The sequence below is a fragment of the Synechococcus sp. A10-1-5-9 genome (genome assembly GCF_047716785.1).
GTDB lineage: Bacteria > Cyanobacteriota > Cyanobacteriia > PCC-6307 > Cyanobiaceae > Synechococcus_C.
This window is the reverse complement of sequence record NZ_CP180406.1, coordinates 743565-766294: the sequence shown is the minus strand read 5'-3', so window position 1 is coordinate 766294 and position 22730 is coordinate 743565. Positions and strand designations below refer to the sequence as shown.

Sequence of the window (22730 nt, the reverse complement as noted above, 5' to 3'; positions counted from 1 at the left end):
GGATCAACAAGGCAGGAACACAGTGTTGCATCGTTCAGAGACGTCCTGAGGTCGATCAATGTGCGGGAGATGACCACAGGCGTCGAGGGCTTCCACCGGATGCTCCAGCAGGGCGCTTAAGGCTTGTTGCTGTCCCGCCCTGAGAATCCTGTCGTTGTTTCCCCAAAGCACATGCATGGGTTGTTGAGGCAGTGGGTGGCCACTGCCTGAGAAGCCACCGCTGCGGGCAAAAGCTGCCAGCGCTTCACTCCAGCCTGGACATTGAAGATGGAGAGACGCAATCTGCTCTTCCGCAGGACCGACATCACGGTCTGGATCGGCAAACGCCTGTCGGCAAAGAGCACGGCGCACGCCCGGGCGGCTGAGAAACCAGGCACCGAGTCGATCCAGTAGGGGTGGCACGGGCATGGGACGCCCGGTCAGTCCAGCCGGTGCCAGCAGGAGCAGTGTGTTGATCCGATCTGGCTGGCGACGGGCGATCTCCACCGCGACAGCCCCTCCCATCGATGCGCCGACCACACCGATCGGATGGTTGCCGGGGATCCGTTGAAGAACGCGCTCCAGATGGAGCAGAACCGGTTCTCTGCCGTAGTGAGCCGTGCGTGGTCTTGGGCTGAAACCGAAACCGAACAAGTCGGGGATGAACAACTGGAACCGACTGCAAAGCAGTGGTGCGAGCCGTCTGTACTCCAGAAAACTGCTATCGAATCCATGGAGCAGCAAGAGGGGCTGCCCTTGGCCGAGAACGGCGACAGGAAAAGGAGAATCGATCCCCAGTTCAGGGAGGTCCCACCACTGCAGATGGTCGAGAAGCGCAACAGCCTGGGGGTCCAACAGGTTGGAGCGGATGGCCTCGAGTTGAGTTTTCAAGGGCGTCGAACGCTGGGTTCGGCTGCTCCCACAAGAGCTTCCAGAAGCGCTCCAGGCGTTACGGAGAAGGGAAGATGGTGAAGATCGGATCCTTCACGGCAGGCAAACTCGCACACCTGTTGAAGGTCACTCAAACTGGCATTGGAAAGACCGAGATCGTCGAGGCTCACCGGTAGTCCGAGTTGGCTGAGCAGGGGTAACAATTGGCGATGGGCTTGTTCTGCCAAGCGATTGCCACCCAAACGTTCTTCGAGTCGCAACTGAACCAACACTCCGAAGCCCACTTTTTCGCCGTGGAGGGATCCGTGACAAGCATGGAGTTGGGTGAGCCCGTTATGAACAGCATGGGCTGCAACCGTGCGGCAGCGAGCTCCCCCTAGTCCTCCGATGAGGCCGGCTGTCAGCCCGCAGGCTTCAATCACCCGCACCCAGGCGTCTCCGCTGGGGGACTGCATGGCATCCACACTGTCAATCAGGAGCTGATCCCGCAAGACCCGCGCCATCTGGACAGCTTGCTGAATCAGTCCATCGTGGCTGGCGCCGCTGCTCACTGAGGCTTCATACCACTTGGCAAGGGCATCAGCGATGCCACTGGCGAGAGTGCGGGGTGGTGCCTGGCGAAGAAGATCGTGGTCGAACACCAGAAGATCAGGACAGCGTTTCAAGGCCTGATCGCCAAGAAAGGCTCCTTCAGGGGTGTACAGATTGGAAAGCGCGGTCCAGCCGGCACAAGTTGACGCACTCAGAGGCACTGTGATGCACGGCAGATCAAGTCGATCGGCCAAGAGCTTGCCAGCATCCAACACTTTGCCCCCGCCTGCGGCAATGACGGCATCACCGCGGTGAACTGTGAAAGCCGCTTCGAGACGACTTAAATCCTCTTCGCAGCAGTCGTGATTCAGGCATGCAGGCGTGACGTCAAGACCTGCGGATACCAGGCTGGTAATCAGTGCTTTGCGCAGTGGTTGGGTTGCTGCGCTTCGACCCAAGAACAGCGGTCTGGAGCTGAGCTCACGGATCTTGGTCAGAGCGCTTTGCCATGCACCGGAGCCGCGAATCACGAGGTCCGGTGCAATGCAGTGTTGAGAGATCAAACAGTTGCTGTCTGTTGAGGACATCCAGGTCAGCGACCGGCACTGGCCAGCTCGGGTATGTCGCTGGGCGTGCGGTTGAGGTGTTTAACAACCACCTTGCCATCTTCCACATCAACTTCGGCTTCGTCCCCATCCTTGATGCGACCCGTTAGAACTTCCTCAGCAAGGCTGTCTTCAAGCAGGCGCATGACGGCACGACGGAGTGGTCTTGCGCCGTATGCAGGGTTGTAGCCCTCCTCGACGAGTCGTTCCTTGAACGCATCGGACACAGTGAGAGTGATCCCTTTCTCGCCGATACGCCCGAAGACTTCGCGCAGCATGATCTCTGCGATCTCTTTGACTTCGTCACGATTGAGCTGCCTGAACACAATGATTTCATCGAGTCTGTTCAGGAACTCAGGGCGGAAGTACTGCTTCAGCTCTTCGTTAACGAGGGAGCGGATTCGGTTGTATTGATTCTCTTCGGCATTCTCGCCGGAGAACTCAAAGCCGAGGCCGCCGCCACCTTTTTCAATCACTTTCGAACCAATGTTCGACGTCATGATGATCAAGGTGTTCTTGAAATCCACAGTCCTACCCTTCGAATCGGTTAAGCGGCCGTCTTCGAGGAGCTGCAACAACAGGTTGAAGACATCAGGGTGCGCTTTCTCAATCTCGTCAAAAAGCACCACTGTGTAGGGCCTGCGACGAACGGCTTCAGTGAGTTGGCCGCCCTCATTGAATCCCACGTAGCCTGGAGGAGATCCAATCAGTTTGCTGACCGTATGCCGCTCCATGAATTCAGACATGTCGAGGCGGATCATGGCGTCTTCACTTCCGAAGAAGTAAGCCGCTAGTGCTTTGGTGAGCTCGGTTTTACCCACACCAGTCGGGCCAGAGAAGATAAAGCTGGCAATGGGACGATTGGGATTTTTAAGACCGACACGAGCCCGACGAATGGCCTTGGATACGGCTTTGACAGCCTCGTCCTGACCAATCAAACGCTTGTGCAGCGTTTCTTCCATGTTGAGAAGTTTCACTGATTCACTTTCAGTGAGCTTCTGAACAGGCACACCCGTCCAAGAGGCAACGATTTGGGCGATATCTTCTTCATTCACGACCGGGGTTGTGCCGGTGACCGCTAATTCCGATGTTTCGGACGCTTCCGTTGCCACTGCAGGCTCTCCGGAATTTTCATCTGCAGCCTGCTGCTCAGCGGGGATGTCTTGGCGTGAGGTCTGCAGCAGGGATCTGATCTTGTCTCGAAGCTCAACTTCCTTATCTCGTAGTTCGCCTGCTCTGGTGAAATCTTGCTCACGAACGGCATCTTCCTTCTCCTTCTGAACGGAGCGAAGTTCCTTATCCACCTCCTTGGCTTCAGGAGGAAGCTTGGAATTTAAGAGGCGAACGCGGCTGCCGGCTTCATCGATCAGATCGATGGCTTTATCTGGAAGAAAGCGGTCGGAGATGTAACGATCACCGAGGGTTGCTGCTGCTTCAAGAGCTTCATCAGTAATCCGCAGTCTGTGATGTTGTTCGTAGCGCTCACGCAGTCCTCTGAGAATCTCAATGGTGTCCTCAATCGAAGGTTCTCCAACCATGACGGGCTGGAAGCGTCGTTCAAGGGCAGCATCACGCTCAATGTGTTTGCGGTACTCATCGAGGGTGGTAGCTCCGATGCACTGAAGTTCGCCTCTTGCTAGGGCCGGTTTGAGAATGTTTGCTGCATCGATGGCACCTTCAGCGGCACCTGCGCCAATCAAGGTATGCACTTCGTCAATCACAAGAATGACATTCCCGGCTGACTTGATTTCCTCCATGATTTTTTTGAGGCGCTCCTCGAATTCACCTCTGTATTTCGTTCCAGCGACAAGAAGACCTATATCGAGAGTAAGCACACGTTTGTCTTCAAGGATGTCTGGTATGTCTCCTTGTTGAATTCTCTGAGCGAGTCCCTCAGCAATTGCGGTTTTGCCGACACCTGGCTCACCAATCAAAACTGGATTGTTTTTGGTGCGTCGACCAAGAATCTGAATCACGCGATCGATTTCGTTATGACGACCAACAACCGGATCTAATTTGGCTTCGCCAGCAAGCTGGGTGAGATTGTTTCCGAACTCATCGAGTGTCGGGGTCTTCGTGGATCCCTTTGCTCCGGAACCACTGCCACCCCCTGCTCCTACTTCCGCAGTTTCTCCAAGCATGCGAATCACCTGCGTCCGCACCTTGGCAAGGTCGACTCCAAGGTTCTCCAGAACGCGCGCCGCAACGCCTTCACCCTCCCGGATCAGTCCGAGCAATAGGTGTTCAGTTCCGATGTAGTTGTGACCAAGTTGACGAGCTTCTTCCAGCGAGAGTTCGAGGACCCGTTTGGCTCTCGGAGTGAAGGGGATCTCGACAGCGACGAACCCAGACCCGCGACCAATGATTTTCTCAACCTCGACTCTGGCGTCTTTGAGATTGACACCCATGGATTTGAGTACTTTGGCGGCGACGCCCGTGCCCTCTCCGATCAAACCCAGGAGGATCTGCTCTGTGCCAACAAAGTTATGGCCGAGGCGACGAGCCTCTTCCTGGGCCAGCATGATCACTTTGATGGCCTTTTCCGTAAACCTCTCGAACATCGTTCAGGCCGGCAGCTGTTAGGACCAAGCTATCAGGAGTAACGGGTTTGCGTGACCTAAAAGGACTGTGTGCGAGATCCCTGTGATGCCTTGGGTTGAACGCCGTAGAAAGTATTAATCAATGCCGAAATGTTATGGGTTTTCTGTTTTTTCAGTGTGGATATCCCTACCCGTTTTGATTTTTAGCCGCTGCAGGAGTGCATCACTCCCATCTCGGTAGTAATCACGTCGGAATCCGGTGGTCACGAAGCCCAGACTTCCGTACAAGGCAATCGCTGCGGGATTGTTGCTTGAAACATCCAGGTTGGCTTCGACAGCTCCTTTCAGCTGCCCTTGTTGGATCAAAGCTTTCACGATCAAGCTCCCTAGCCCTCGCTTCCTCTGATGGGGGGCAACAGCTACAGCCGTGATCTGGAGTTCGTCAGCCACCAGCCACCCTGCAGCAAGGGCGATGAGGTCTCTTTGTTCGTCTTCCAACCCCAACACAAGCCTGGATTCATCGGTCAGTTCCCTCTCCCATTGTTCTGGCGTCCAGAGGCCCTTCAGCGCGATGCGATCGAGGGCCAGACAAGCGCCCAGATCTGCTGGACCGAGTGGATGCGGCCCTCTCAGGCCTGGAGGTGGCTGCATGAAAACTCTCCCTATGACGTGGCTCCGTACATTGCTTTTCACTGTTGGTCCACACTTCAATGCCTCAGCCTTTCGACCCCGGGTGTGACCTGAAGAGTCCCAACCGGAACCTCGCACCGATCACCGCGGAGATCGATGACCAGGGCAAACTTTCAATCGGCGGTTGTGTGTTGAGCGAACTGGCAGAGCGCTATGGGACACCGCTGTACGTTTTGGATGAAGCCAGTATCCGTCAGGCTTGTAGGGCCTATCGAGAGGCTCTTGAGCGTCACTATCCGGGCCCTTCTCTGGCGATCTACGCCTCCAAAGCCAACAGCTCGATGGCTCTCACGGCTGTCGTGGCTTCCGAAGGACTCGGACTCGATGCGGTATCGGCTGGGGAGTTGATCACAGCTCTCGATGGAGGCATGCCCGCCGATCGGATGGTGCTGCATGGCAACAACAAATCTTCTGAGGAGCTTGCTCTTGCTTATCGGAACGGCGTGATGGTGGTCGCCGACAATCAACACGATCTGGATTTACTCCAAACCATCGTTCCAGACCAGGGTGAACCGGTGCGGCTCATGCTCCGCTTCACGCCAGGGATCGAATGTCACACCCATGAGTACATTCGTACCGGGCACCTTGACAGCAAGTTCGGCTTCGACCCGGATCAGCTGGAGCCGGTCCTCCGTTTTTTGCAAGGCGCGTCCTGGGCCAGGGTCGAGGGTCTGCATGCGCATATCGGCTCTCAGATTTTTGAGCTAGAGCCCCACCGAGATCTCGCCGCTGTGATGGCCGATGCCCTCCTTCTGGCGAGAACTCTTGGGCACCCTGTTGAAGATCTGAATGTGGGTGGAGGTCTGGGGATCCGCTACACAGCCAGTGACGACCCCCCAAGCATTGATGCATGGGTTCAAGTCGTCGGTTCGGCTGTGGCGTCCGCTTGCCGAGAACGGAATCTTGAGTTGCCGCGCCTTCTTTGTGAACCCGGTCGGTCTCTTGTGGCTACAGCAGGAGTGACGCTGTACACAGTCGGTGCAAGAAAGGTAGTGCCAGGGATCCGTACCTATTTGTCTGTGGATGGAGGCATGAGCGACAACCCCAGACCGATTACCTATCAATCGCAGTACACCGCCTGCCTTGCAGATCGCCCCCAGGCAAGAGCTGAGGAAATGGTCACTATCGCCGGCAAGCACTGTGAGTCAGGTGATGTTCTGCTCAAGGACCTCGCCTTTCCCTCCTGCAGCAGTGGGGACATTCTTGTTGTTCTTGCGACTGGCGCTTACAACAGTTCGATGAGCTCCAACTACAACCGAATCCCTCGACCTGCTGCTGTTCTGATCAGTGCGTCTGAAGCGGAGCTGGTTCAGCGGAGGGAACAGCCAGAGGATTTGCTGCGCTACGACCTGCTGCCAGAACGGCTGCGATCGTTAGTCTAAAAAAAGAGGAGGGATGGATGAACGTGTTGGCGGTAATGCAGTGGCGCCAGCTGTTCGACCTTGTCTGGGCTTCAGTTGTGCAGTGGCGCCTTCTCGACATTCTTTGTGCAGTATTGGTCGGGTTCTTGCTGTTCTCTCGCGTCAGGGAACCGCGAACTCTTTGGTTGCTCAGGGGATATCTCTTTCTTGTTTTTCTGGCGTGGTTCTTCAAGTGGTCTGGCAAGCTCCCTCTCACATCAACGTTCATTGATGCGTTGGTTTTGGCATGCTCTTTGTCCCTGGCCATTCTCTGGCAGGGTGAGCTGAGAAGGTTGATGGAACTTCTCGGCACAGGCCGGTTGGCAGTGCTGCTTGGGAATCCACAGAGTCGACTCAGAACGACTGCTAGCACGGTTGCTCAGCTCACCGAGGCTGCTGGGCGCCTGTCGAAGAGCCGACGTGGGGCTCTGATCGTGGTTGATCTCGGCAGTGATCTCAGGCCTGAGGACTTTCTCAATCCTGGTGTGACTGTCGATGCGCAGCTCAGTAAAGAGCTTCTTCTCAATCTGTTCGCTTCCGATACCCCTCTTCACGATGGTGCGGTGGTGATTAAGGGGAATCGCATCATTTCAGCTGGTGTGATCCTGCCTCTGTCCAGGCAGGGGGTCAGTCGCTACGGCACCCGACATCTGGCGGCACTGGGAATCACCGAACGCTTCGACCGCTGCATCTGCGTGGTGATATCCGAGGAGTCTGGAACCCTCTCGTTGGCAAACCAGGGAAGGCTCGAGCGCCCGATCACGAGTTCTCGTCTTCAGGACCTCCTCACCGAATTAATTGCCGCTTCTGTTTCATCGGCATCGATGAAAGTTCCGTCTCCACGTAGCGTTAAGACAGGAACTCAGGAATCTTTGCCTTGAGTCGTCAACTGGCCACCAGTGCCGATCAGGTTCATTCCAGATGCATTCCCGACGGTCTGGATCTGTCCAAGCTTCCTGGGCACCTAGCGGTGATCATGGATGGCAATGGACGCTGGGCCAAAGCTCGAGGGTTGCCCAGGGTGATGGGTCACAGAGCAGGTGTCGAAGCACTCAAGTCCACACTCCGACTCTGCAACGACTTGGGCATCCGTGCCCTCACGGCCTATGCGTTTTCGACGGAAAACTGGTCGCGCCCCGGAGAGGAAGTGAATTTCTTGATGACCCTGTTCGAACGGGTGCTGCAGCGGGAACTCCATGCTCTGGAATCAGAACAGGTTCGAATCAGATTTCTCGGTGATCTGGAAGATCTCCCATTGCGACTGCAGACGCTGATCGCTGATGCCATGAGGCGAACTGCCGACAACCGTGGCATCCATTTCAATGTTTGTACCAACTACGGCGGACGCCGGGAATTGGTCAGAGCGTCACGACGCCTCGCTGAGCGGGTAGCCCTTGGGGAACTTGAGGTTTCCCAGATCGATGAGAACACACTGGCCGCAGAGCTTTACACCGTTGGAGAGCTCGATCCGGACCTTCTCATCCGCACGAGCGGAGAGCGGAGGATCAGCAACTTCCTGCTCTGGCAATTGGCCTATGCGGAGATTCATGTCACCGACGTGTTCTGGCCGGATTTCGGTGCCGATGCGCTGTTCTCCGCTCTGCTCGACTACCAGAGTCGTTGCCGGCGCTTTGGTGGCCTTGACGGGGTCACGCCGGATGCTCTGGGATCCTGATCACTGCAGGACACGTGGCTGGTGCGATGAGCGAACAGGTAGATCAACGCCATGACTGGACTCTGGGGGAGATTGAAGACCTTCTCCAGAGCCCTTTGATGGATCTTCTTTGGAGTGCTCAGGGTGTCCACAGGGCCGCCAATCCCGGCTACAGGGTGCAACTGGCTTCACTGCTCAGCGTCAAGACGGGAGGCTGCGAGGAGGACTGTGCCTATTGCCCTCAGTCGATGCATCACAGCAGTGATGTCACCGGTCAGCCGGATCTTGAGGTGAGGGCGGTTCTGGACAGGGCCCGTGTGGCCGCCGAGGCCGGTGCGGATCGCTTTTGTATGGGATGGGCCTGGCGTGAGATCCGTGAGGGGCCTGCATTCGAATCGATGCTGGCCATGGTGCGTGGTGTACGGGAGCTTGGCCTCGAGGCCTGCGTGACCGCCGGCATGCTCACTGACATGCAGGCTCAGCGACTGGCGGAGGCTGGGCTCACGGCCTACAACCACAACCTCGACACCAGCCCGGAGCACTACGACAACATCATCACGACTCGCACCTATCAGGAGCGTTTGGAAACGCTTCAGAGGGTTCGTCAGGCGGGCGTGACGCTCTGCTGTGGCGGAATTATCGGCATGGGCGAATCTCTGCGGGATCGCGCCTCAATGCTGCAGGTGTTGGCGTGTCTGGATCCCCATCCTGAGAGTGTGCCGATCAATGCGCTCGTTGCTGTGGAGGGAACCCCATTGGAGGCCCAACCGAGCATCGACCCCTTGGAGCTTGTGCGCATGGTGGCTGTCGCCCGCATCTTGATGCCCCACAGCAGGGTACGGCTGAGTGCTGGGCGTGAGCAGCTCAATCGAGAAGCTCAGATCCTCTGTCTGCAGGCGGGAGCCGACTCGATTTTTTATGGAGATTCCCTGCTCACCACCAGCAACCCAGCGGTTGAGTCCGACCGAGCCCTTCTCGCTGCAGCTGGAGTGCAGGCCAGCTGGCAGGAGCGCTCTGTCGCATGAGCCTGAAGCCTCCGGCTCCATCCCGGTTCCTGGTGGCTGCGTTCTACGCCTTCACGCCGCTAGAGGGGGAAACGCTCGCACGATTGCTGGAGGAGCTTCCAGCACTGGCTGCTCAGGGGAACGTTCTCGGATCCGTGCTGCTCGCATCTGAGGGGGTGAATGGAACCATTTCCGGTTCCGATGAGGGGGTTGGCCAACTTCTGAAGCGTTTGCGGTCTGACCTGCAACTTGGCAATGCGCACTTTGAGCGCCTTCAGGTGAAATTCAGTCACTGTGACCGCCAGGTCTTCCGGCGGTTCAAAGCGAGGCGGAAAAAGGAGATCGTGACCATGGGTGTCCCGTCGGTCGATCCGCGCGCGCGAGTGGGCACGTACGTTTCCCCGTCCGAATGGAATGCTGTGGTGGACGATCCGGACACGCTCCTCATCGACACGCGCAATCGCTACGAGGTGGCCATTGGCAGCTTTGAGGGTGCTGTCGATCCAGGCACCGATAGCTTCAGAGAGTTTCCTGAATGGGTTGAGAAGGAACTTCGCCCGCTCGTAGAGAGCAGGGCTCCAGCTCGGATTGCCATGTTCTGCACTGGTGGCATCCGTTGCGAGAAAGCCAGCAGTTATCTGATGCAGAACGGTTTTCCTGAGATTCATCATCTTCAGGGAGGGATTCTTAGCTACCTGGAGCAGATTCCCGAATCCGCAAGCCGCTGGAGGGGGGAGTGCTTCGTGTTCGATCAGCGTGTCGCTCTCAACCACCAGCTTCAACCTGGGCAGCACAGGCTTTGTCATGCCTGTGGCCTGCCGCTCACGCCTGAGCAACGGACCATGGAGAGTTACATCCCCGGTGTGCAGTGTCTTTACTGCAAGGACCTCTTCTCGGATCGGGATCGTGCCCGTTTCCGTGAACGCCAACGCCAGTGGGAGCAGCAGCACGCAGGTGGTCACTGACTATGAGAGCCCTGCCGATCCTCTACAGCTTCAGGCGTTGTCCTTACGCGATGCGAGCCCGCTGGGCCATTCTCGAGGCAGGCCTCCTGGTGCGATGGAGGGAGGTGGAACTCAAGGCCAAGCCCGCTGCCATGCTGGAGAGGTCGCCGAAAGGGACCGTTCCTGTTCTTGTGCTCTCCGACGGGACGACCGTCGATGAAAGTGCGGATGTGATCCACTGGGCTCTTCACCAGGCTGATCCCCGCGACCTCGCCCGTCGGCAGTGCCTCAAGCAGCAAGCCGAGATCCGTGATCTGATCAACGCCAACGATGGTGTGTTCAAGCATCATCTGGATCGCTTCAAATACACCGATCGTTATCCCGGAGCCTGCAAAGAACACCACCAACAGGCTGGTCTGGAGGTTCTCCATCGCTGGTCGCAGCGGATCGACGGCCATGGAGGCTGGCTTCTCGACAGTGGATGTTCGCTGGCGGATGGGGCCTTGTTCCCATTTGTCCGTCAGTGGCGGATTGCCGATCCGCAGGGATTCGACAGTGATCAGGGGTTGAAGGGCCTGCGCGGCTGGTTGCAGGGCTTCCTCGACAACCCTGGATTTGAACGCTTGATGCAACGGGCCGATCCATGGGCTCCAGGGGGGCATCAGCCCCATTTCCCAGCCGACGCCATCGCCGTACCCAAGGACCAACCTCTGTTCCATCTGGCTCTTGCAGAGGACTGGTCGCAGGCCGAGCGTTGCGGCCACTACTCCACCTCAACCCGAGGGTTGTCTGTGGAACAGGTGGGTTTCATTCACCTGTCCTGGCGAGACCAGATACCCGATACCTTTCGGCGTTTTTACGCTGATGCCGGTGATGTTCGCTTGCTCACCGTGGATCCGATGCAGATTCAGGCCCCCTTGCGCGCTGATGCCGTGCCCAGTGGAGAGCTGTTCCCCCACCTCTATGGCGCCTTGCCTGTTGAGGCGGTGACCTCGGTCACCTCTTACCCCTCAGACTGAGCCGATGCTGGATCAACTTGAACGCGAGGCTTGCAGCCGCGACCTGTTGCTGAGGTTGCAGGTGGGACGTCCCCTGGGCCTGTGGAGTCTGCGTCTTGTGGTGGCCCGCTCCAGCGACGAGAGACTGCAGTTGCTCGGGGAGATGAAAGCCTGGGCCTATGGACGCTCCGGAGGACTTCAGCTCGACACGCTGCGTGTTCTCCCCGGTGCACCGGCGGGATGCGCTGATCTGATCTGGGCCGCGACCATGGCCTGGGCCCTTGAAGCCACCCCGTGCTGCCGTGCCCGCTTGCTCGCCATCAGAGATGACGAGCGTCAGCATCGGCGACTGGTCCGATACTTCCAGGCCAAGGGATTCCAGTCGGTGCGGGAGGTGCAGGCTGCTCTTTTGGATCTCCCTCTGCGCATGGTGTGGGGCGGTGCAGGTGAACTGATGGTGGGCGACTGTGCTGTTGTGCTCGAAGGCGCTCTTGGGCGTTGGCGTGCTCAGGCTGCGGCGTGATAACTGCTGCGCACCAGTGGTGCGCAGCGCACTACGGAGAAGCCAAGCTCCCTGGCGATACTCCCCAGTTCCGCGAATTCATCCGGATGCCAGTAGCGGGCGACGGGAATGTGGGCCAGGGAAGGCCGCATGTACTGACCGATGGTCAGGCGCTGGCAGTTCACAGAGCGGAGGTGCTCCATGGTTTGGATCACTTCCCCCCGGGTCTCGCCCAGCCCGAGCATCAGTCCGCTCTTGGTGGGAATCTCAGGTGCGAGTTCCTTCGCAGCGGCCAGCAATCCAAGCGAGCGTTCATAGGTCGCTCCCCGTCTCACTTCGCCCTGCAATCGCTCAACGGTTTCCAGATTGTGGTTGAAGCAGATGGGTAGGGCATCCAGAACCGTTTTCAATCGCTGCCGCTGGACCTGGACTCCTTCGCGCTGGTCTGGCCGTCCGCCCCAGAAGTCTGGAGTGAGCACCTCGATCGCGATCAACGGATTGCGCTGTCGGATCGCCTCCATGGCACTGGTGAAGAGGGATGCTCCATGGTCCTCAAGATCGTCTCGGGCGACTGCGGTGAGCACCACATAACGCAGCTCCATAGTGATCACGGCATCCGCCACCCGCTCCGCTTCCAAGGGGTTCAGGGCTTCGGGGGCCCGGCCCTTGTCCACCTGACAGAACGCACAACTGCGGGTGCAGATGGACCCACCCAGCAGAAATGTGGCCGTGCCGGCGGCATAACACTCGCCCCGATTTGGGCAGCGTCCTTCTTCACAGATGGTGTGAAGAGCGTTGGATTTCACAAGGGTCTGAACACGTTCGATCGCGGAGGCGTCGCCTACGGATCGCCGCAACCATTCGGGTAGACGTTCCCTCGGTGGGATGGAGGAATAGCGACTGATCTGAACCATGTCACTCGACAACCCTTCGCCCTTCGAGCGCCCGGCTGAGGGTGACGTCGTCGGCGTATTCCAGTTCGCTGCCCACCGGTAGTCCGTAGGCGATTCGGCTCACCGTGGTGAAAGGTTTCAGCAGCCGAGCCACATAGAGGCTCGTTGTGTCTCCTTCCACGCTGGGTGTGAGGGCAAGGATCACTTCTTCGGTGTTGCTGGCTGCAACCCTTTTCACCAAGCTGGAGATCTGAAGCAAGTCGGGTCCGATTCCATCCATGGGCGAGATCAGGCCTCCAAGAACGTGATAGTGGCCGGAAAATTCCCGTGTGCGCTCTAGCGCCAGGAGATCGCGTGAATCGGCCACAACACAGATCTGGCCGTTGGACCGTTCGGGATTGCGGCAGATCTCACAGATTGGCTCTGCGCTGAGGTGATGGCAGGTCTGGCATTGGCCGACCTCCGTTCGCGCTGCCAAGAGTGCATTGGCAAAACTGTGGATCTGCTCCTCCGGTTGGCGAAGCAGATGCAGGGCCAGTCGCTGGGCAGTGCGTGGTCCGATACCAGGCAACCGCTCGAATTGATCGATCAGCCGTGCCAGTGGGCGGGTGAAGCCGCTCAGAACTCTTTGGCAAGTGTCTGAAATCTAGGCAGGCATTTGCGCGGGCAGAATGGCCACATCCTGACGATGGCCCGATGCGTTTTTCGCTGCACTCTTCGCTCAGAACGTTGTGCGCACTGCTCTGCGTCTTGATGCTGACCGCTTGCAGCGGAGCGGGGGCGGGGCTCAACTCCTTCAAGAGCCCAGATGGACGTTATGCCTTCCTCTATCCGACCGGGTGGACCCGCGTGGCCGTGACCGGGGGGCCGCAGGTGGTCTTTCACGATCTGATCAACAGCGATGAGACCGTCAGCCTGGTGGTGTCGGATGTGGATCCAGACGATGACCTTGAAGAGCTGGGTAGTGCAGTTGCCGTTGGCGAACGACTCCGCCGGGACGTGATTGCTCCGGATGGCAGTGGCCGTGAGGCAGATCTCATCGAAGCGCGTGAACGGGAGAGCGACGGTCATACGTTTTATGACCTGGAATACGCGGTTCATCTTCAGGACCGTGATCGACACGAGCTGGCCACTGTCGTGGTCGATCGCGGTCGCCTTTACACCCTGGCCACCAGCACCAACGAGGACCGCTGGACAAAAGTGCAGGGATTGTTCGAGTCAGTGATCACCTCCTTCACCCTGCTGATCTGAGTTGCTGCCGTTTGTTTGAACTGTCCTCCTGCCTGAAGCGGCAGTCGCGAGTCAGCAGCAGGATGTTTTTATGACGACATCCAGCCGGGTTGAACGACTCAGAGGTCGCTGGAGTGGCCTCTCTGACCACCAGCAGGTGGGGACGTTTTTGGTTGGCATCGGCGGTTTATTGGGTCTTTGGCTGATTTTTTGGCCTGTCCCGACCCAGGTGGAAGGTCAGGGCGTCTGGAACGGCAGCTCGAGCAGCAGAAAGGCAATCTCGAGCAGCTGATCCTTCAGAACGAGAAGCTCAACCAACGCGATGCACTGCGCATCGCCACTGCCAAGGCAGCCCTGGACACGGCTCTGGCCAAGCTTGATGACGATCAGAAGCGCCTGGCTCAGCTGCAATCCACTGACACCAGCAAGCTCAAGAATCTCGATTGGCTGGCCCAGCGCGATGGTGTGGCTCCGTTGTCAAGGGCTGTGGTGTCCGCTGAACAAGGCCTGACAACGACCAGTGTTCAGCTGGATGACATCGAGATCCAGCGCAAAGATGAAATCGTAAAGTTTCAGCAGATCAAGCTTGGTATCGAAACCGAACAACTCGATCGAACCTTCAAGATCGACGATCTCAAGCGCAAGCTGAAGGTGACGGAAGCCAAGATCGCCTTCGACGGTACAGGTGATCAGGATGCTGTGACCCAGTCGAATACTCTGTCGCAGCAGATTGCTGTCCAATCCATTCCTGACATCTCCGACAGTGTGGTTGTCTTCTCTGCCTTTGGCTCAGAACAGAAAGCGATAGCGCCAGCTGCTGGACTCAGTGGCATCGCTGCCCCGAGGCCTCTCACCCGGCCACTCCGTCTCCAGGTAACTGATTCCATTGCGATAGAAGGGTCGCGCCGGTAGCCGTTCGGTTTCCAGTTCGGTGAGACCCATCGCCGTGATCAACCCCCCCAGTTCCATCGCGCCGAGATCTGTGTCAAGGTTCCCGTCCGCCGCCTTGATCAGTGCTGGGAGCTTCAGCAGATGCTGGGGTTTCGTCAGGGTGCTGAACAGGCTTTTCAGAACCAGCTTTTGACGTTCGAGTCGTCCGAGGTCTCCTTCCCCGTCATGGCGCCAGCGCAAGAATCCCTCTAGCTCACGGCCGCGGAGCACTTGGGGGCCCGGCTGTAGATCGATCAGCAAACCCTGGCTGTTGTCGCGGTAGTAAAGCCGTTTGGGAACATCCACTTCCACGCCGCCCACCAGATTGCTCAGGGTGCGGATTCCTTCCAGATTCACAAGGATGTGATGGTCGATCGGACGTCCCATCAGCCGTGAAAGTTCCTTCTTCACGGCGTCCGCGCCACCACGAGCAAACAAGGCATTGGCCTTGAGCGGACCGAAGCTGCGTGAATCGATGTAACTGTCCCTTGGAATTTGGGTGATCGAAGTTCGGCCCGCTTCGAGCCTCACGGTGAAAATGGCGTCGGTGTTTCCGCCTCCTTCATCCACCCCCAAAACCAGGATCTCGCGATTGTCGAAGACCGACCAGGCTGAGAATGGATTGCTGACCGGAATCAGTGGCGGGGCGTCCGCATCCGGCATCAGGGCTCGGCTCAGCGGAATTGCCAACAGAAATCCTCCTGCCAGCCCTCCGGCAGCCGCCATGAGAAGGGTTTTGATTCCGACTCGCTGCCGGTAGTTCATGGCTTTAACTTAGGCGGTTATTTCCCGACTCTTAAGGCTTTCTTCATATTGCTGCTTAGTGCAGGGGGTCGCTAACCACCAAGGAAGCGCACTTCAGCTGGTTCACCAGATTGCTGGTGCGGTCACTGGCAGGGATCGGCAGACCTGCAACTCGCCGTCGCTGAGAGCGCAGGATCACCAGATCGTGATTACGGCTCTGGACGTGAATGAATCGATCGATTCCAGGCCCTTCGCAGAGTTCAATGCGCAGATCAAGTCCTTCGGCGTCGTCCCGAGCAGACCAACTGAGCAGTTCTTCACGCATCCAAGATCGGTCATGCCGATTGAAGCGAGGGTCATGAATGTGGAGGAGGGTGATTCTTGCGCCATTGGTCTCCCCTGCGCTGCCCTGAAGGCGCAATGCCAACTCGAACTGTTCCCGCGCATTGGAGGAGAGATCCTTGATTGGAACAAGAATTCTGCGGAATTTCGTCTCGGTCTCTTCCTTCAGATTCACCACCACCACGGGACAATGCGCCGTTCTGCAGACTCCATCCACCAAGTCGCCGAAGAGCCAGTTGCGCAAGCGATCGGGACGGCCAGCACCTAACAGAAGTAAGTCGGCTCCTTGCTCAAGGGCGCTGCGGCTCATGCCTCCAGGGATGTCCTCATCCAATCGGAGTAAGCACCGTGTGTTCACCGAGAGGTGGTTGCCGATCACTGACGCCTCTTTGAGGCGCTCTCGTGCCGCGGCCAGTGCTCTGTTCAGACCACCTCTTGCATCCTCGAGATTGGGGCTGACCAGGGCCAGGGGCAGCAGCATTCCGCTCTTGGCATCGTCTCCTTTGAGCAAGCGTGCAGCAATGGTCAGAAGGCGCCTCTCTGTGTCTGGATTCGAGATGGGCACAACCACGTTCAGGGGCCTTCGGACCACGGCTCGGATGCGCGTGTTGGCGTTTTCATTCCTTGCTGAGCCGCTGAAGATCGGCTTGGAGCTGCTCTCATCTGGTTCCATCAGCGCCACAACGGAGCGGGTGGTCAGGGTCGGGCCAAGGGTCGCCGTCACCACCATCACGGCGAGCACACTGTTCAGCACCGTGGCATCAAGCAGTCCGGCTTGAAATCCCACGAAGGCTGTGGCCAGGGTGGCGGCCACCTTTGGCATCGCCAGGGACCACATCAGCAAGATCTGATTGTTGCTGTACCGGAACCAGCGGCCGGCGATCACAGCGGCCAGGGCCTTGCAGCCAAGAGCCCCAATCAGCATCAACGCGGTGAAGTCGAGCGTGTTAACGCTCGCGGCGAGGTCACTGAGATTGAGCAGCAGCCCAAGGTGGATGAAGAAGATGGGAATGAAGAGTGCCCCACCGACGAAGATCACCTGCTCCTTCACTCTCCCTTCCGGCAACACGGAATTAACGGCCAGTCCAGCGAGAAAAGCGCCCACAATTTTTTCGACACCTGCGAGTTCAGCGCCAAGTGAGGCGATGAACAGAGCAAGCAACACTGTGAGAAAAACGCGGTTTTCATCGGTGATGCTTCGCATCCAGAGACGTCGTCCGAGCCATCGGATCGCCCAGACCACCCCCAGAGAGAAAAGCGTGATGCTGGCGAACAACCCTGTCATCCCCGCTGCTGTGAGGTTTCCGCGACCAAGACCCAGGGCGACAGCGAGCAGGAGCAACGCGGCGATATCCGTGAGGATTGTGCTGCCAACGCTGACGATTACCGACTCATCACGCTGGGCTCCATAGCTGCGCACGATCGGGTAGCCAAGGGGTGTGTGCGTTGCCATCAGAGCCCCGAGGAGCAGGCTGGGGACCAGGGAGAAACCAAAAAGCTGGCCGATACCGACCCCTGTGGCGACGCCGAAGGCAAACACCAACAAACCGAATCCCATCGAGCGGTTTTTGACGCGGTTGAATTCCTCGAGATCGATCTCCAGCCCGACGGTGAACAGCAGGTAGATCGCGCCGATGTCGGAGAGCAGGGTGATGGTTTCTCCCTGGGCATCAAGCCATTGCAGGCAATGGGGACCCACCAAAACGCCTGCTGCCAAAAGGCCCACGAGGTCTGGCAGTCGCAGGCGTCTGGTGAGGGGTGGCACCAGCACGGCGATGGCCACCAGCAGGGCGAAAATGCCCAGCGGATGCTCCATCATGTGATGTAGTGAAGCTGACATCAGCTCCTGCGATTAGAGGGCCAGAGCTTCGTCGCTTCGGAGACCGGCTTGCACGCGCCAAAGGTCCGCGTAGGCACCTGGCTGATGCAGAAGTTGATCATGGGTTCCGTCTTCAACGATGCGTCCCTGATCCATGACGACGATTCGATCGGCATGACGCACCGTGCTGAGGCGATGGGCAATCACCAGTGTGGTGCGGTTGGCGGTGATGTGCATCAGGGATCGCTGGATCGCCGCTTCAGTGTCGTTGTCAACGGCGGCTGTGGCCTCATCGAGCACCAGGATCGGCGCATCTTTCAGGATGGCCCGTGCGAGGGCGATGCGCTGACGCTGACCACCCGAGAGCCTCTGGCCTCGTTCGCCCACCACCGTGTCAAATCCATCCGGGAGGGCGTCGATGAAGTCGAGCGCTTCGGCCCGTCGGGCCGATTCACGCACCGCCGCTTCGGTGGCCTCCGGAGCCGCATAGGCGATGTTGTCCCTCACGGTGCCATGAAACAAGTAAATGTCCTGGCTGACGAGAGCGATCGCTCGCCGCAGGTCACCCAGTTGCAATTGATCGATCGGGATGTCATCGAGAAGGATCTGGCCTCCGCTCAGCGGATACAGACGCAGCAGAAGTTTCACGAGAGAGCTTTTCCCTGATCCGGTCGCGCCGACAATTCCCAGGGTGCTTCCTGCCTTGATGGTCAGATCGAAGTGATTCAGGAGAGGTGGCCGGTCCCGGTAAGAGAAGTTCACGGCTAGATAACGCACTTCGCCCCGGATGCGGGCTTGATCCAGCGTCCGGTTGCCTCCAGCGATCCGGATCGGTGTGTCGATCAGATCCAGTACCCGGTGGGTGGAGGCCATGGACCGCTGGTAATCATCAAGCGTGCGGCCGAGCGTGGTGAGAGGCCAAAGCAATCGCTGGGTGATGAATACCAGAAAGCTGTAGGTGCCAACAGCGATCACGCCTTGCCACGCCTGGAGACCTCCGATCAGGAGGATTGCCAGGAACGCGAACAAGATCGCAAAGCGAATGAGAGGGATGAAGGCAGCCGAGATGCGAATGGCGCTGCGGTTGCAGTGCCGGTAAGCATTGCTCTCCTCCCGCAGTTGCTCCAGCTCCCAGGCCTCGTTGGCGAAGCTCTTGATGGTGAGCATTCCCCCTAGGTTGTTGCTGAGTCGGGCTGCCAGGTTGCCGGCCCGTTCACGAACCTCCCGGTACCGCGGAGCCAGCTGGCGTTGAAAACGCAGGGATCCCCAGAGAATCACTGGAATGGGCAGAAAGCTGAACAGCGCCACCCCTGGAGCCACAACGGTCATGGCGCCTCCTACCAGCAAAACGGTTGTGATCAGATGCAGGATTTCGTTGGCACCGTGATCAAGAAAGCGCTCGAGCTGGTTGATGTCGTCATTGAGAACGGTCATCAGCCGGCCGCTGCTGTCGCGCTCAAAAAAATCCATCTCCAACTTCTGGAGATGGTCGTAGGCCTCAAGCCGAAGACTGTGCTGCGTGGATTGGGCGAGATTTCGCCAGAGCACTCCATACAAGTACTCAAAGAGCGATTCAGCTGTCCAGACGATGAAGGACATCCCAGCCAGCACTGTGAGCTGGGTCGGCACCGTTGTCGCACCGAGTTTCGCCAGCCAGGACGTGTCCTGCTGGACCACAACATCTACCGCAAGGCCAATCAGCACTGGCGGAGCGAGGTCGAAGATCTTGTTGATCACTGAACAGCTTGCCGCCACCCAGACTCTCCGCCGATAAGGCCTCAAGTGGAGAATCAGACGGCTGAGTGCGGCCGGACTTCGTGCTGGAGCAACAGAGGACGGCATCCGCGGATTCTGCAGTCCTTGTATTCAAGCGTTGTGTTGCACCTGAACATCCACAAGAGCAAGGGCGCTGTAGACCTGAATAAGAACGAGGAGGACCTATGGCCCGTTCCCGCGACAACACCCGATTCAATCGCTATCTGGCAAAGAAACATCGCCAAGATCTGAGGGGAGCTGTTCCTTCACTTTGCGCTGATGCCGGTCAACCCATTGATGTCAGTGGGAGGTTGATGAAGCGTGCCATCAGCCTTGACCAGCGACTTGAGTTCTTGACGGAGGAGGAGCCGGCCTTTTGAGCCGGCTCCGGCAGCTGTTACCAGCGGTTTCCACCACCGTCGTACCCGCCGCCTTCTCCTCCGCGGCCGCCACCACCGCCGTAACCGCCACGGCCGCCGCCGCCGCCACCAGTGCGCTCACGAGGAGTTGCCTTGTTAACACGGATCATGCGACCCATCCATTCGACGTTCTGAAGGTCGTCAATGGCCTTCTGTTCGTCTTGATCGCTGTTCATTTCCACGAATCCGAAACCGCGCTTGCGGCCGGTTTCGCGATCAAGAGGAAGGCTGGCACTCTTCACCTCGCCGTATTGGCTGAACAGATCGAGCAGATCTTCCTGCTCGGCCTGAAAGGAGAGGTTGCCGATGTAGATGGTCATTTCCTGTTGGGACCGATGGACATTTGATCAGTGAAGCCGTGGTCCGAATTGGAAAGTCCTTGATGCTGAAGCCGGAAAGCTGAAGCCTGGGGGAGCGAGCCGTTCAGAGCCGAACGCTGAATCTGATGCATTCCCAAGCTACAGCCTGGCCTGTAGCAACGTCACGACAATCAGAAGACAATTGGAAGGGGTGGGCGAATTTCCTTCAGGGCAGGGCATTGTCAGGAGACCCTGACGGAGAAGTTGATGACTGCACTCAGCCTTCGTTGTCTCGGATGGACGGCCGAGGGAGAACTCGATCCATCCGATCAACTTGAATTGCTGCAAATGCTGTTGTTGGGCGCGCAGCCGGATGTTCAGATCGAATTGATTTATTTGATCGAAGCCACAGCACTGCGCCAGCCCTGCGCAAGCCTCGAAATCACTCCATTGACAAGCTTTTAGAGCTTGTAGCGGTCAGCTGCTTTCTGCTTGCAATTGTCCTGAGCGGATTGGATTGACACTCCTGCATTCACCTCATCGAGAAAACACGTGCAGGTGTATTCGCCCATTCCCGCAGGAGGTGTCTTGCCGGCGCTGGCCATGGCACCGTTGAAGCCAGCCATGCACAGACGATGAATCATGTTTTGATCTTCTGATGCAATCGCGGGCAAGACCGGTGCGACCACCAAGCTCAGCGCAAGAGTGATCGCAGAGAAACGGGCAGTCGTCAGGGTCATGAAGCTTTCGTGATCTGCAATTCCCGATTCAGCACCTTAAGGCGTTGCAGCGAATCGAAAACATCGTCAGGCATACCCTTCGGCAGGTCCACCAGGCTGTGGGATTCAAAGATCTGAATCCGACCGATCATCCGTCCCTGAAGACCAGATTCGTTGGCGATTGCTCCCACAAGATTGCCCGGCTTGACTCGGTCGCGATGGCCAACTTCCACTCGGTAGCGCGTCATGTTGTCTTCGGGAGGGCGGGCATCACGCTCGGGGCGACGGCGATCCCGCCCTCGATCACCCCGCCGATCATCGCGGCGCTCGGTGCGCACAGGCGCCTGAAGCCAGCTCTCATCACCACTCACCAGCAGCGGTTGATCGCCAACCACAAGTCTCAACGCAGCCAGGGCCAGTTGATCTGCTGAGAGCTCATGCTCCTGGGCCACGCGCTGAATGAGCTCCTGCAGGAGGGGAGTCTCGTCATCGGCCTCGCAGACAGCAGCCTCACTCAGGCGATTTCTAAGTCGATCCAAACGACTTTGATTGATTTCCGCGTTGCTGGGAATGTCCATTGGCTCGATCGACTGGTTCACAGCCCGTTCGAGGTTGCCTACAAAGCGCCGTTCACGCGGTGTGACGAACAGGATGGCTTCGCCCGTTCGACCTGCTCGACCCGTGCGGCCGATGCGGTGCACATAGGCCTCGCTGTCGAACGGCATGTCGTAATTGATGACAAGGCCGATGCGGTCCACATCAAGGCCGCGTGCTGCAACATCGGTGGCCACGAGGATATTGACAGTCCCCTTTCGCAGCCGATCAACGGTGCGCTCTCTCTGGTTCTGCGGGACGTCTCCATTGAGGACTGCGACATCGTGACCCGCCGCTTCCAGAGATTCAGCCACCGTCAGGGTGATTGCCTTGGTGCGGGCAAAAATGATCACGCCTTCGCCAGTGACGGCCTCGAGTACACGATTGAGAGCTTCGATCTTGTGTGAGTTCTGCATCGTGATCGACCGCTGGCGGATGCGTTTCGCCTCTCGATCCTTGGTTTTGATCGTGATTTCAGCGGGTTCCTGCAGATAACGCTTCGAGAGGCGACGAATTTCATTCGGCATCGTTGCCGAGAAGAGCACCACCTGTCTCTCCTCAGGGAGCTGGTCAAGAATCCACTCCACGTCATCAATGAAGCCCATCCGAAGCATTTCATCGGCTTCATCGAGCACCAGGCTGCGAAGCCCTGTGGTGTCGAGGGTGCCTTGCCGCATGTGATCCATCACCCTCCCTGGGGTGCCCACCACCACATCGACCCCTCGTTTGAGGGTATGGATTTGGGAGCGGAAATCTGATCCCCCGTAAATCGCCAGCACGTTCAGATGGGGATGACCAGCGGCGTAAGCCTTGAACGAGTCAGCCACCTGCATGGCCAGTTCCCGGGTTGGGGCCAGCACCAGCACCCTGGGCTTGCTGCTGCGTCCTTCAAGACGCTCGAGAAGAGGAAGGGCGAAAGCTGCTGTTTTGCCTGTTCCTGTCTGGGCCTGACCAACAAGGTCACGACCGAGCATCAGCTCGGGAAAGGCTGCTTTCTGGATCGGGGAAGGCTCCTTGTATCCCTTCTCCTCCAGAGTTCTCAGCAACGCTTCGCTGAAGCCAAACCCGGCGAATCCAGACTCTTCTTTGGTCGACTCTTCTGCGATGGACTCTGCGGGTTCTGCGTCGTTGCAGGGAGCGATCACGGTGGTGAACAGCTCCTCGTTGGGGTTTGTTTCCGAAGACTGCTCGGAAACAGTGAGATCCACGGCGCAAGGCACTGCGGCCTGCGGGGGTGTCTGGGTCATG

General features: G+C 58.1%; 22 protein-coding genes. 10 read left to right on the top strand and 12 right to left on the bottom strand.

The features are described 5' to 3' along the window. Nucleotides 1–3: 3 nt before the first annotated feature. The 4 genes from ACLM45_RS04430 to ACLM45_RS04415 form a co-directional block, all read right to left on the bottom strand. Nucleotides 4–870, bottom strand: coding sequence for an alpha/beta fold hydrolase (locus ACLM45_RS04430; protein WP_415410803.1), 867 nt, complete (start codon nucleotides 868–870; stop codon nucleotides 4–6). Next, nucleotides 867–1988 (bottom strand): iron-containing alcohol dehydrogenase family protein, encoded by a 1122-nt coding sequence (locus tag ACLM45_RS04425; protein ID WP_415410801.1) that lies wholly within the window; start codon nucleotides 1986–1988, stop codon nucleotides 867–869. The genes ACLM45_RS04430 and ACLM45_RS04425 overlap by 4 nt, the downstream gene beginning before the upstream one ends. 5 nt (nucleotides 1989–1993) lie before the next feature. Next, on the bottom strand, nucleotides 1994–4567 hold the full coding sequence (locus ACLM45_RS04420; protein WP_415410799.1) for an ATP-dependent Clp protease ATP-binding subunit: 2574 nt from the start codon (nucleotides 4565–4567) through the stop codon (nucleotides 1994–1996). A gap of 132 nt (nucleotides 4568–4699) precedes the next feature. Continuing rightward, entirely contained in the window at nucleotides 4700–5197 is a 498-nt protein-coding gene (locus ACLM45_RS04415; protein ID WP_415410798.1) for a GNAT family N-acetyltransferase, read from the bottom strand. Between the two features lie 59 nt (nucleotides 5198–5256). Here ACLM45_RS04415 and lysA point away from each other — a divergent pair, with 59 nt between their 5' ends. The 7 genes from lysA to ACLM45_RS04380 are packed head-to-tail and all read left to right on the top strand — an operon-like array spanning nucleotide 5257 to nucleotide 11759. Next, nucleotides 5257–6618, top strand: coding sequence for a diaminopimelate decarboxylase (lysA, locus tag ACLM45_RS04410; protein ID WP_415410796.1), 1362 nt, complete (start codon nucleotides 5257–5259; stop codon nucleotides 6616–6618). A gap of 17 nt (nucleotides 6619–6635) precedes the next feature. After that, nucleotides 6636–7517 (top strand): diadenylate cyclase CdaA, encoded by an 882-nt coding sequence (gene cdaA, locus ACLM45_RS04405; protein WP_038004383.1) that lies wholly within the window; start codon nucleotides 6636–6638, stop codon nucleotides 7515–7517. Further along, the gene (locus ACLM45_RS04400) at nucleotides 7514–8311 is read left to right on the top strand and encodes an isoprenyl transferase (protein WP_415410795.1); all 798 of its coding nucleotides are present in this window, start codon (nucleotides 7514–7516) and stop codon (nucleotides 8309–8311) included. Before cdaA ends, ACLM45_RS04400 begins: the two co-directional genes overlap by 4 nt. Nucleotides 8312–8337: 26 nt before the next feature. Beyond that, nucleotides 8338–9315 carry a biotin synthase BioB gene (gene bioB, locus ACLM45_RS04395; RefSeq protein WP_006041699.1) on the top strand — a complete coding sequence of 326 codons (978 nt, stop codon included), beginning with the start codon at nucleotides 8338–8340 and terminating at the stop codon, nucleotides 9313–9315. Then, nucleotides 9312–10259, top strand: a complete 948-nt coding sequence (locus ACLM45_RS04390) for a rhodanese-related sulfurtransferase (RefSeq protein ID WP_415410794.1) — start codon at nucleotides 9312–9314, stop codon at nucleotides 10257–10259. Before bioB ends, ACLM45_RS04390 begins: the two co-directional genes overlap by 4 nt. A gap of 2 nt (nucleotides 10260–10261) precedes the next feature. Next, nucleotides 10262–11257, top strand: coding sequence for a DUF952 domain-containing protein (locus tag ACLM45_RS04385; RefSeq protein ID WP_415410792.1), 996 nt, complete (start codon nucleotides 10262–10264; stop codon nucleotides 11255–11257). Nucleotides 11258–11261: 4 nt separating this feature from the next. Then, on the top strand, nucleotides 11262–11759 hold the full coding sequence (locus ACLM45_RS04380; protein ID WP_415410791.1) for a hypothetical protein: 498 nt from the start codon (nucleotides 11262–11264) through the stop codon (nucleotides 11757–11759). Here ACLM45_RS04380 and lipA read toward each other — a convergent pair. After that, entirely contained in the window at nucleotides 11744–12643 is a 900-nt protein-coding gene (gene lipA, locus ACLM45_RS04375) for a lipoyl synthase (RefSeq protein WP_415411345.1), read from the bottom strand. The genes ACLM45_RS04380 and lipA overlap by 16 nt on opposite strands. A gap of 10 nt (nucleotides 12644–12653) precedes the next feature. Further along, a complete protein-coding gene (gene recR / locus ACLM45_RS04370) occupies nucleotides 12654–13223 on the bottom strand; it encodes a recombination mediator RecR (protein ID WP_415411344.1) in 570 nt (189 codons plus the stop codon). A gap of 104 nt (nucleotides 13224–13327) precedes the next feature. Between recR and psbP the strand changes: the two genes are divergently transcribed. Further along, on the top strand, nucleotides 13328–13882 hold the full coding sequence (gene psbP, locus ACLM45_RS04365; RefSeq protein ID WP_415410789.1) for a photosystem II reaction center PsbP: 555 nt from the start codon (nucleotides 13328–13330) through the stop codon (nucleotides 13880–13882). 768 nt (nucleotides 13883–14650) lie between these two features. Here the strand turns inward: psbP and ACLM45_RS04360 are convergent. The 3 genes from ACLM45_RS04360 to ACLM45_RS04350 are packed head-to-tail and all read right to left on the bottom strand — an operon-like array spanning nucleotide 14651 to nucleotide 19538. Next, on the bottom strand, nucleotides 14651–15556 hold the full coding sequence (locus tag ACLM45_RS04360) for an LCP family protein (protein ID WP_415410787.1): 906 nt from the start codon (nucleotides 15554–15556) through the stop codon (nucleotides 14651–14653). A gap of 55 nt (nucleotides 15557–15611) precedes the next feature. Next, nucleotides 15612–17717: a cation:proton antiporter gene (locus ACLM45_RS04355; protein ID WP_415410785.1), complete on the bottom strand. Its 2106-nt coding sequence runs from the start codon at nucleotides 17715–17717 to the stop codon at nucleotides 15612–15614. Nucleotides 17718–17729: 12 nt separating this feature from the next. Continuing rightward, on the bottom strand, nucleotides 17730–19538 hold the full coding sequence (locus ACLM45_RS04350; protein WP_415410783.1) for an ABC transporter ATP-binding protein: 1809 nt from the start codon (nucleotides 19536–19538) through the stop codon (nucleotides 17730–17732). Nucleotides 19539–19636: 98 nt separating this feature from the next. On the opposite strand from ACLM45_RS04350, the gene ACLM45_RS04345 reads away from it, so the two are divergent. Further along, nucleotides 19637–19831 carry a hypothetical protein gene (locus ACLM45_RS04345; RefSeq protein WP_006041688.1) on the top strand — a complete coding sequence of 65 codons (195 nt, stop codon included), beginning with the start codon at nucleotides 19637–19639 and terminating at the stop codon, nucleotides 19829–19831. 17 nt (nucleotides 19832–19848) lie between these two features. Here the strand turns inward: ACLM45_RS04345 and ACLM45_RS04340 are convergent, their stop codons facing one another. Further along, nucleotides 19849–20190, bottom strand: coding sequence for an RNA recognition motif domain-containing protein (locus tag ACLM45_RS04340; protein WP_415410781.1), 342 nt, complete (start codon nucleotides 20188–20190; stop codon nucleotides 19849–19851). Between the two features lie 246 nt (nucleotides 20191–20436). Here ACLM45_RS04340 and ACLM45_RS04335 point away from each other — a divergent pair, with 246 nt between their 5' ends. After that, nucleotides 20437–20634, top strand: a complete 198-nt coding sequence (locus ACLM45_RS04335) for a hypothetical protein (protein WP_415410779.1) — start codon at nucleotides 20437–20439, stop codon at nucleotides 20632–20634. Here the strand turns inward: ACLM45_RS04335 and ACLM45_RS04330 are convergent. Then, entirely contained in the window at nucleotides 20631–20909 is a 279-nt protein-coding gene (locus tag ACLM45_RS04330; RefSeq protein WP_415410777.1) for a hypothetical protein, read from the bottom strand. The genes ACLM45_RS04335 and ACLM45_RS04330 overlap by 4 nt on opposite strands. Beyond that, nucleotides 20906–22729, bottom strand: a complete 1824-nt coding sequence (locus ACLM45_RS04325; RefSeq protein ID WP_415410775.1) for a DEAD/DEAH box helicase — start codon at nucleotides 22727–22729, stop codon at nucleotides 20906–20908. Before ACLM45_RS04325 ends, ACLM45_RS04330 begins: the two co-directional genes overlap by 4 nt. Between the last annotated feature and the right edge of the window lies 1 nt (nucleotide 22730).

Coding starts and splice junctions, on each gene's coding strand:
- ACLM45_RS04425 (WP_415410801.1), bottom strand. CDS start 1,988: ATGTCCTCAACAGACAGCAACTGTTTGATCTCTCAACACTGCATTGCA.
- ACLM45_RS04420 (WP_415410799.1), bottom strand. CDS start 4,567: ATGTTCGAGAGGTTTACGGAAAAGGCCATCAAAGTGATCATGCTGGCC.
- ACLM45_RS04415 (WP_415410798.1), bottom strand. CDS start 5,197: ATGCAGCCACCTCCAGGCCTGAGAGGGCCGCATCCACTCGGTCCAGCA.
- lysA (WP_415410796.1), top strand. CDS start 5,257: ATGCCTCAGCCTTTCGACCCCGGGTGTGACCTGAAGAGTCCCAACCGG.
- cdaA (WP_038004383.1), top strand. CDS start 6,636: ATGAACGTGTTGGCGGTAATGCAGTGGCGCCAGCTGTTCGACCTTGTC.
- bioB (WP_006041699.1), top strand. CDS start 8,338: ATGAGCGAACAGGTAGATCAACGCCATGACTGGACTCTGGGGGAGATT.
- ACLM45_RS04390 (WP_415410794.1), top strand. CDS start 9,312: ATGAGCCTGAAGCCTCCGGCTCCATCCCGGTTCCTGGTGGCTGCGTTC.
- ACLM45_RS04385 (WP_415410792.1), top strand. CDS start 10,262: ATGAGAGCCCTGCCGATCCTCTACAGCTTCAGGCGTTGTCCTTACGCG.
- ACLM45_RS04380 (WP_415410791.1), top strand. CDS start 11,262: ATGCTGGATCAACTTGAACGCGAGGCTTGCAGCCGCGACCTGTTGCTG.
- psbP (WP_415410789.1), top strand. CDS start 13,328: ATGCGTTTTTCGCTGCACTCTTCGCTCAGAACGTTGTGCGCACTGCTC.
- ACLM45_RS04360 (WP_415410787.1), bottom strand. CDS start 15,556: ATGAACTACCGGCAGCGAGTCGGAATCAAAACCCTTCTCATGGCGGCT.
- ACLM45_RS04355 (WP_415410785.1), bottom strand. CDS start 17,717: ATGTCAGCTTCACTACATCACATGATGGAGCATCCGCTGGGCATTTTC.
- ACLM45_RS04350 (WP_415410783.1), bottom strand. CDS start 19,538: ATGCCGTCCTCTGTTGCTCCAGCACGAAGTCCGGCCGCACTCAGCCGT.
- ACLM45_RS04345 (WP_006041688.1), top strand. CDS start 19,637: ATGGCCCGTTCCCGCGACAACACCCGATTCAATCGCTATCTGGCAAAG.
- ACLM45_RS04340 (WP_415410781.1), bottom strand. CDS start 20,190: ATGACCATCTACATCGGCAACCTCTCCTTTCAGGCCGAGCAGGAAGAT.
- ACLM45_RS04335 (WP_415410779.1), top strand. CDS start 20,437: ATGACTGCACTCAGCCTTCGTTGTCTCGGATGGACGGCCGAGGGAGAA.
- ACLM45_RS04330 (WP_415410777.1), bottom strand. CDS start 20,909: ATGACCCTGACGACTGCCCGTTTCTCTGCGATCACTCTTGCGCTGAGC.
- ACLM45_RS04325 (WP_415410775.1), bottom strand. CDS start 22,729: ATGACCCAGACACCCCCGCAGGCCGCAGTGCCTTGCGCCGTGGATCTC.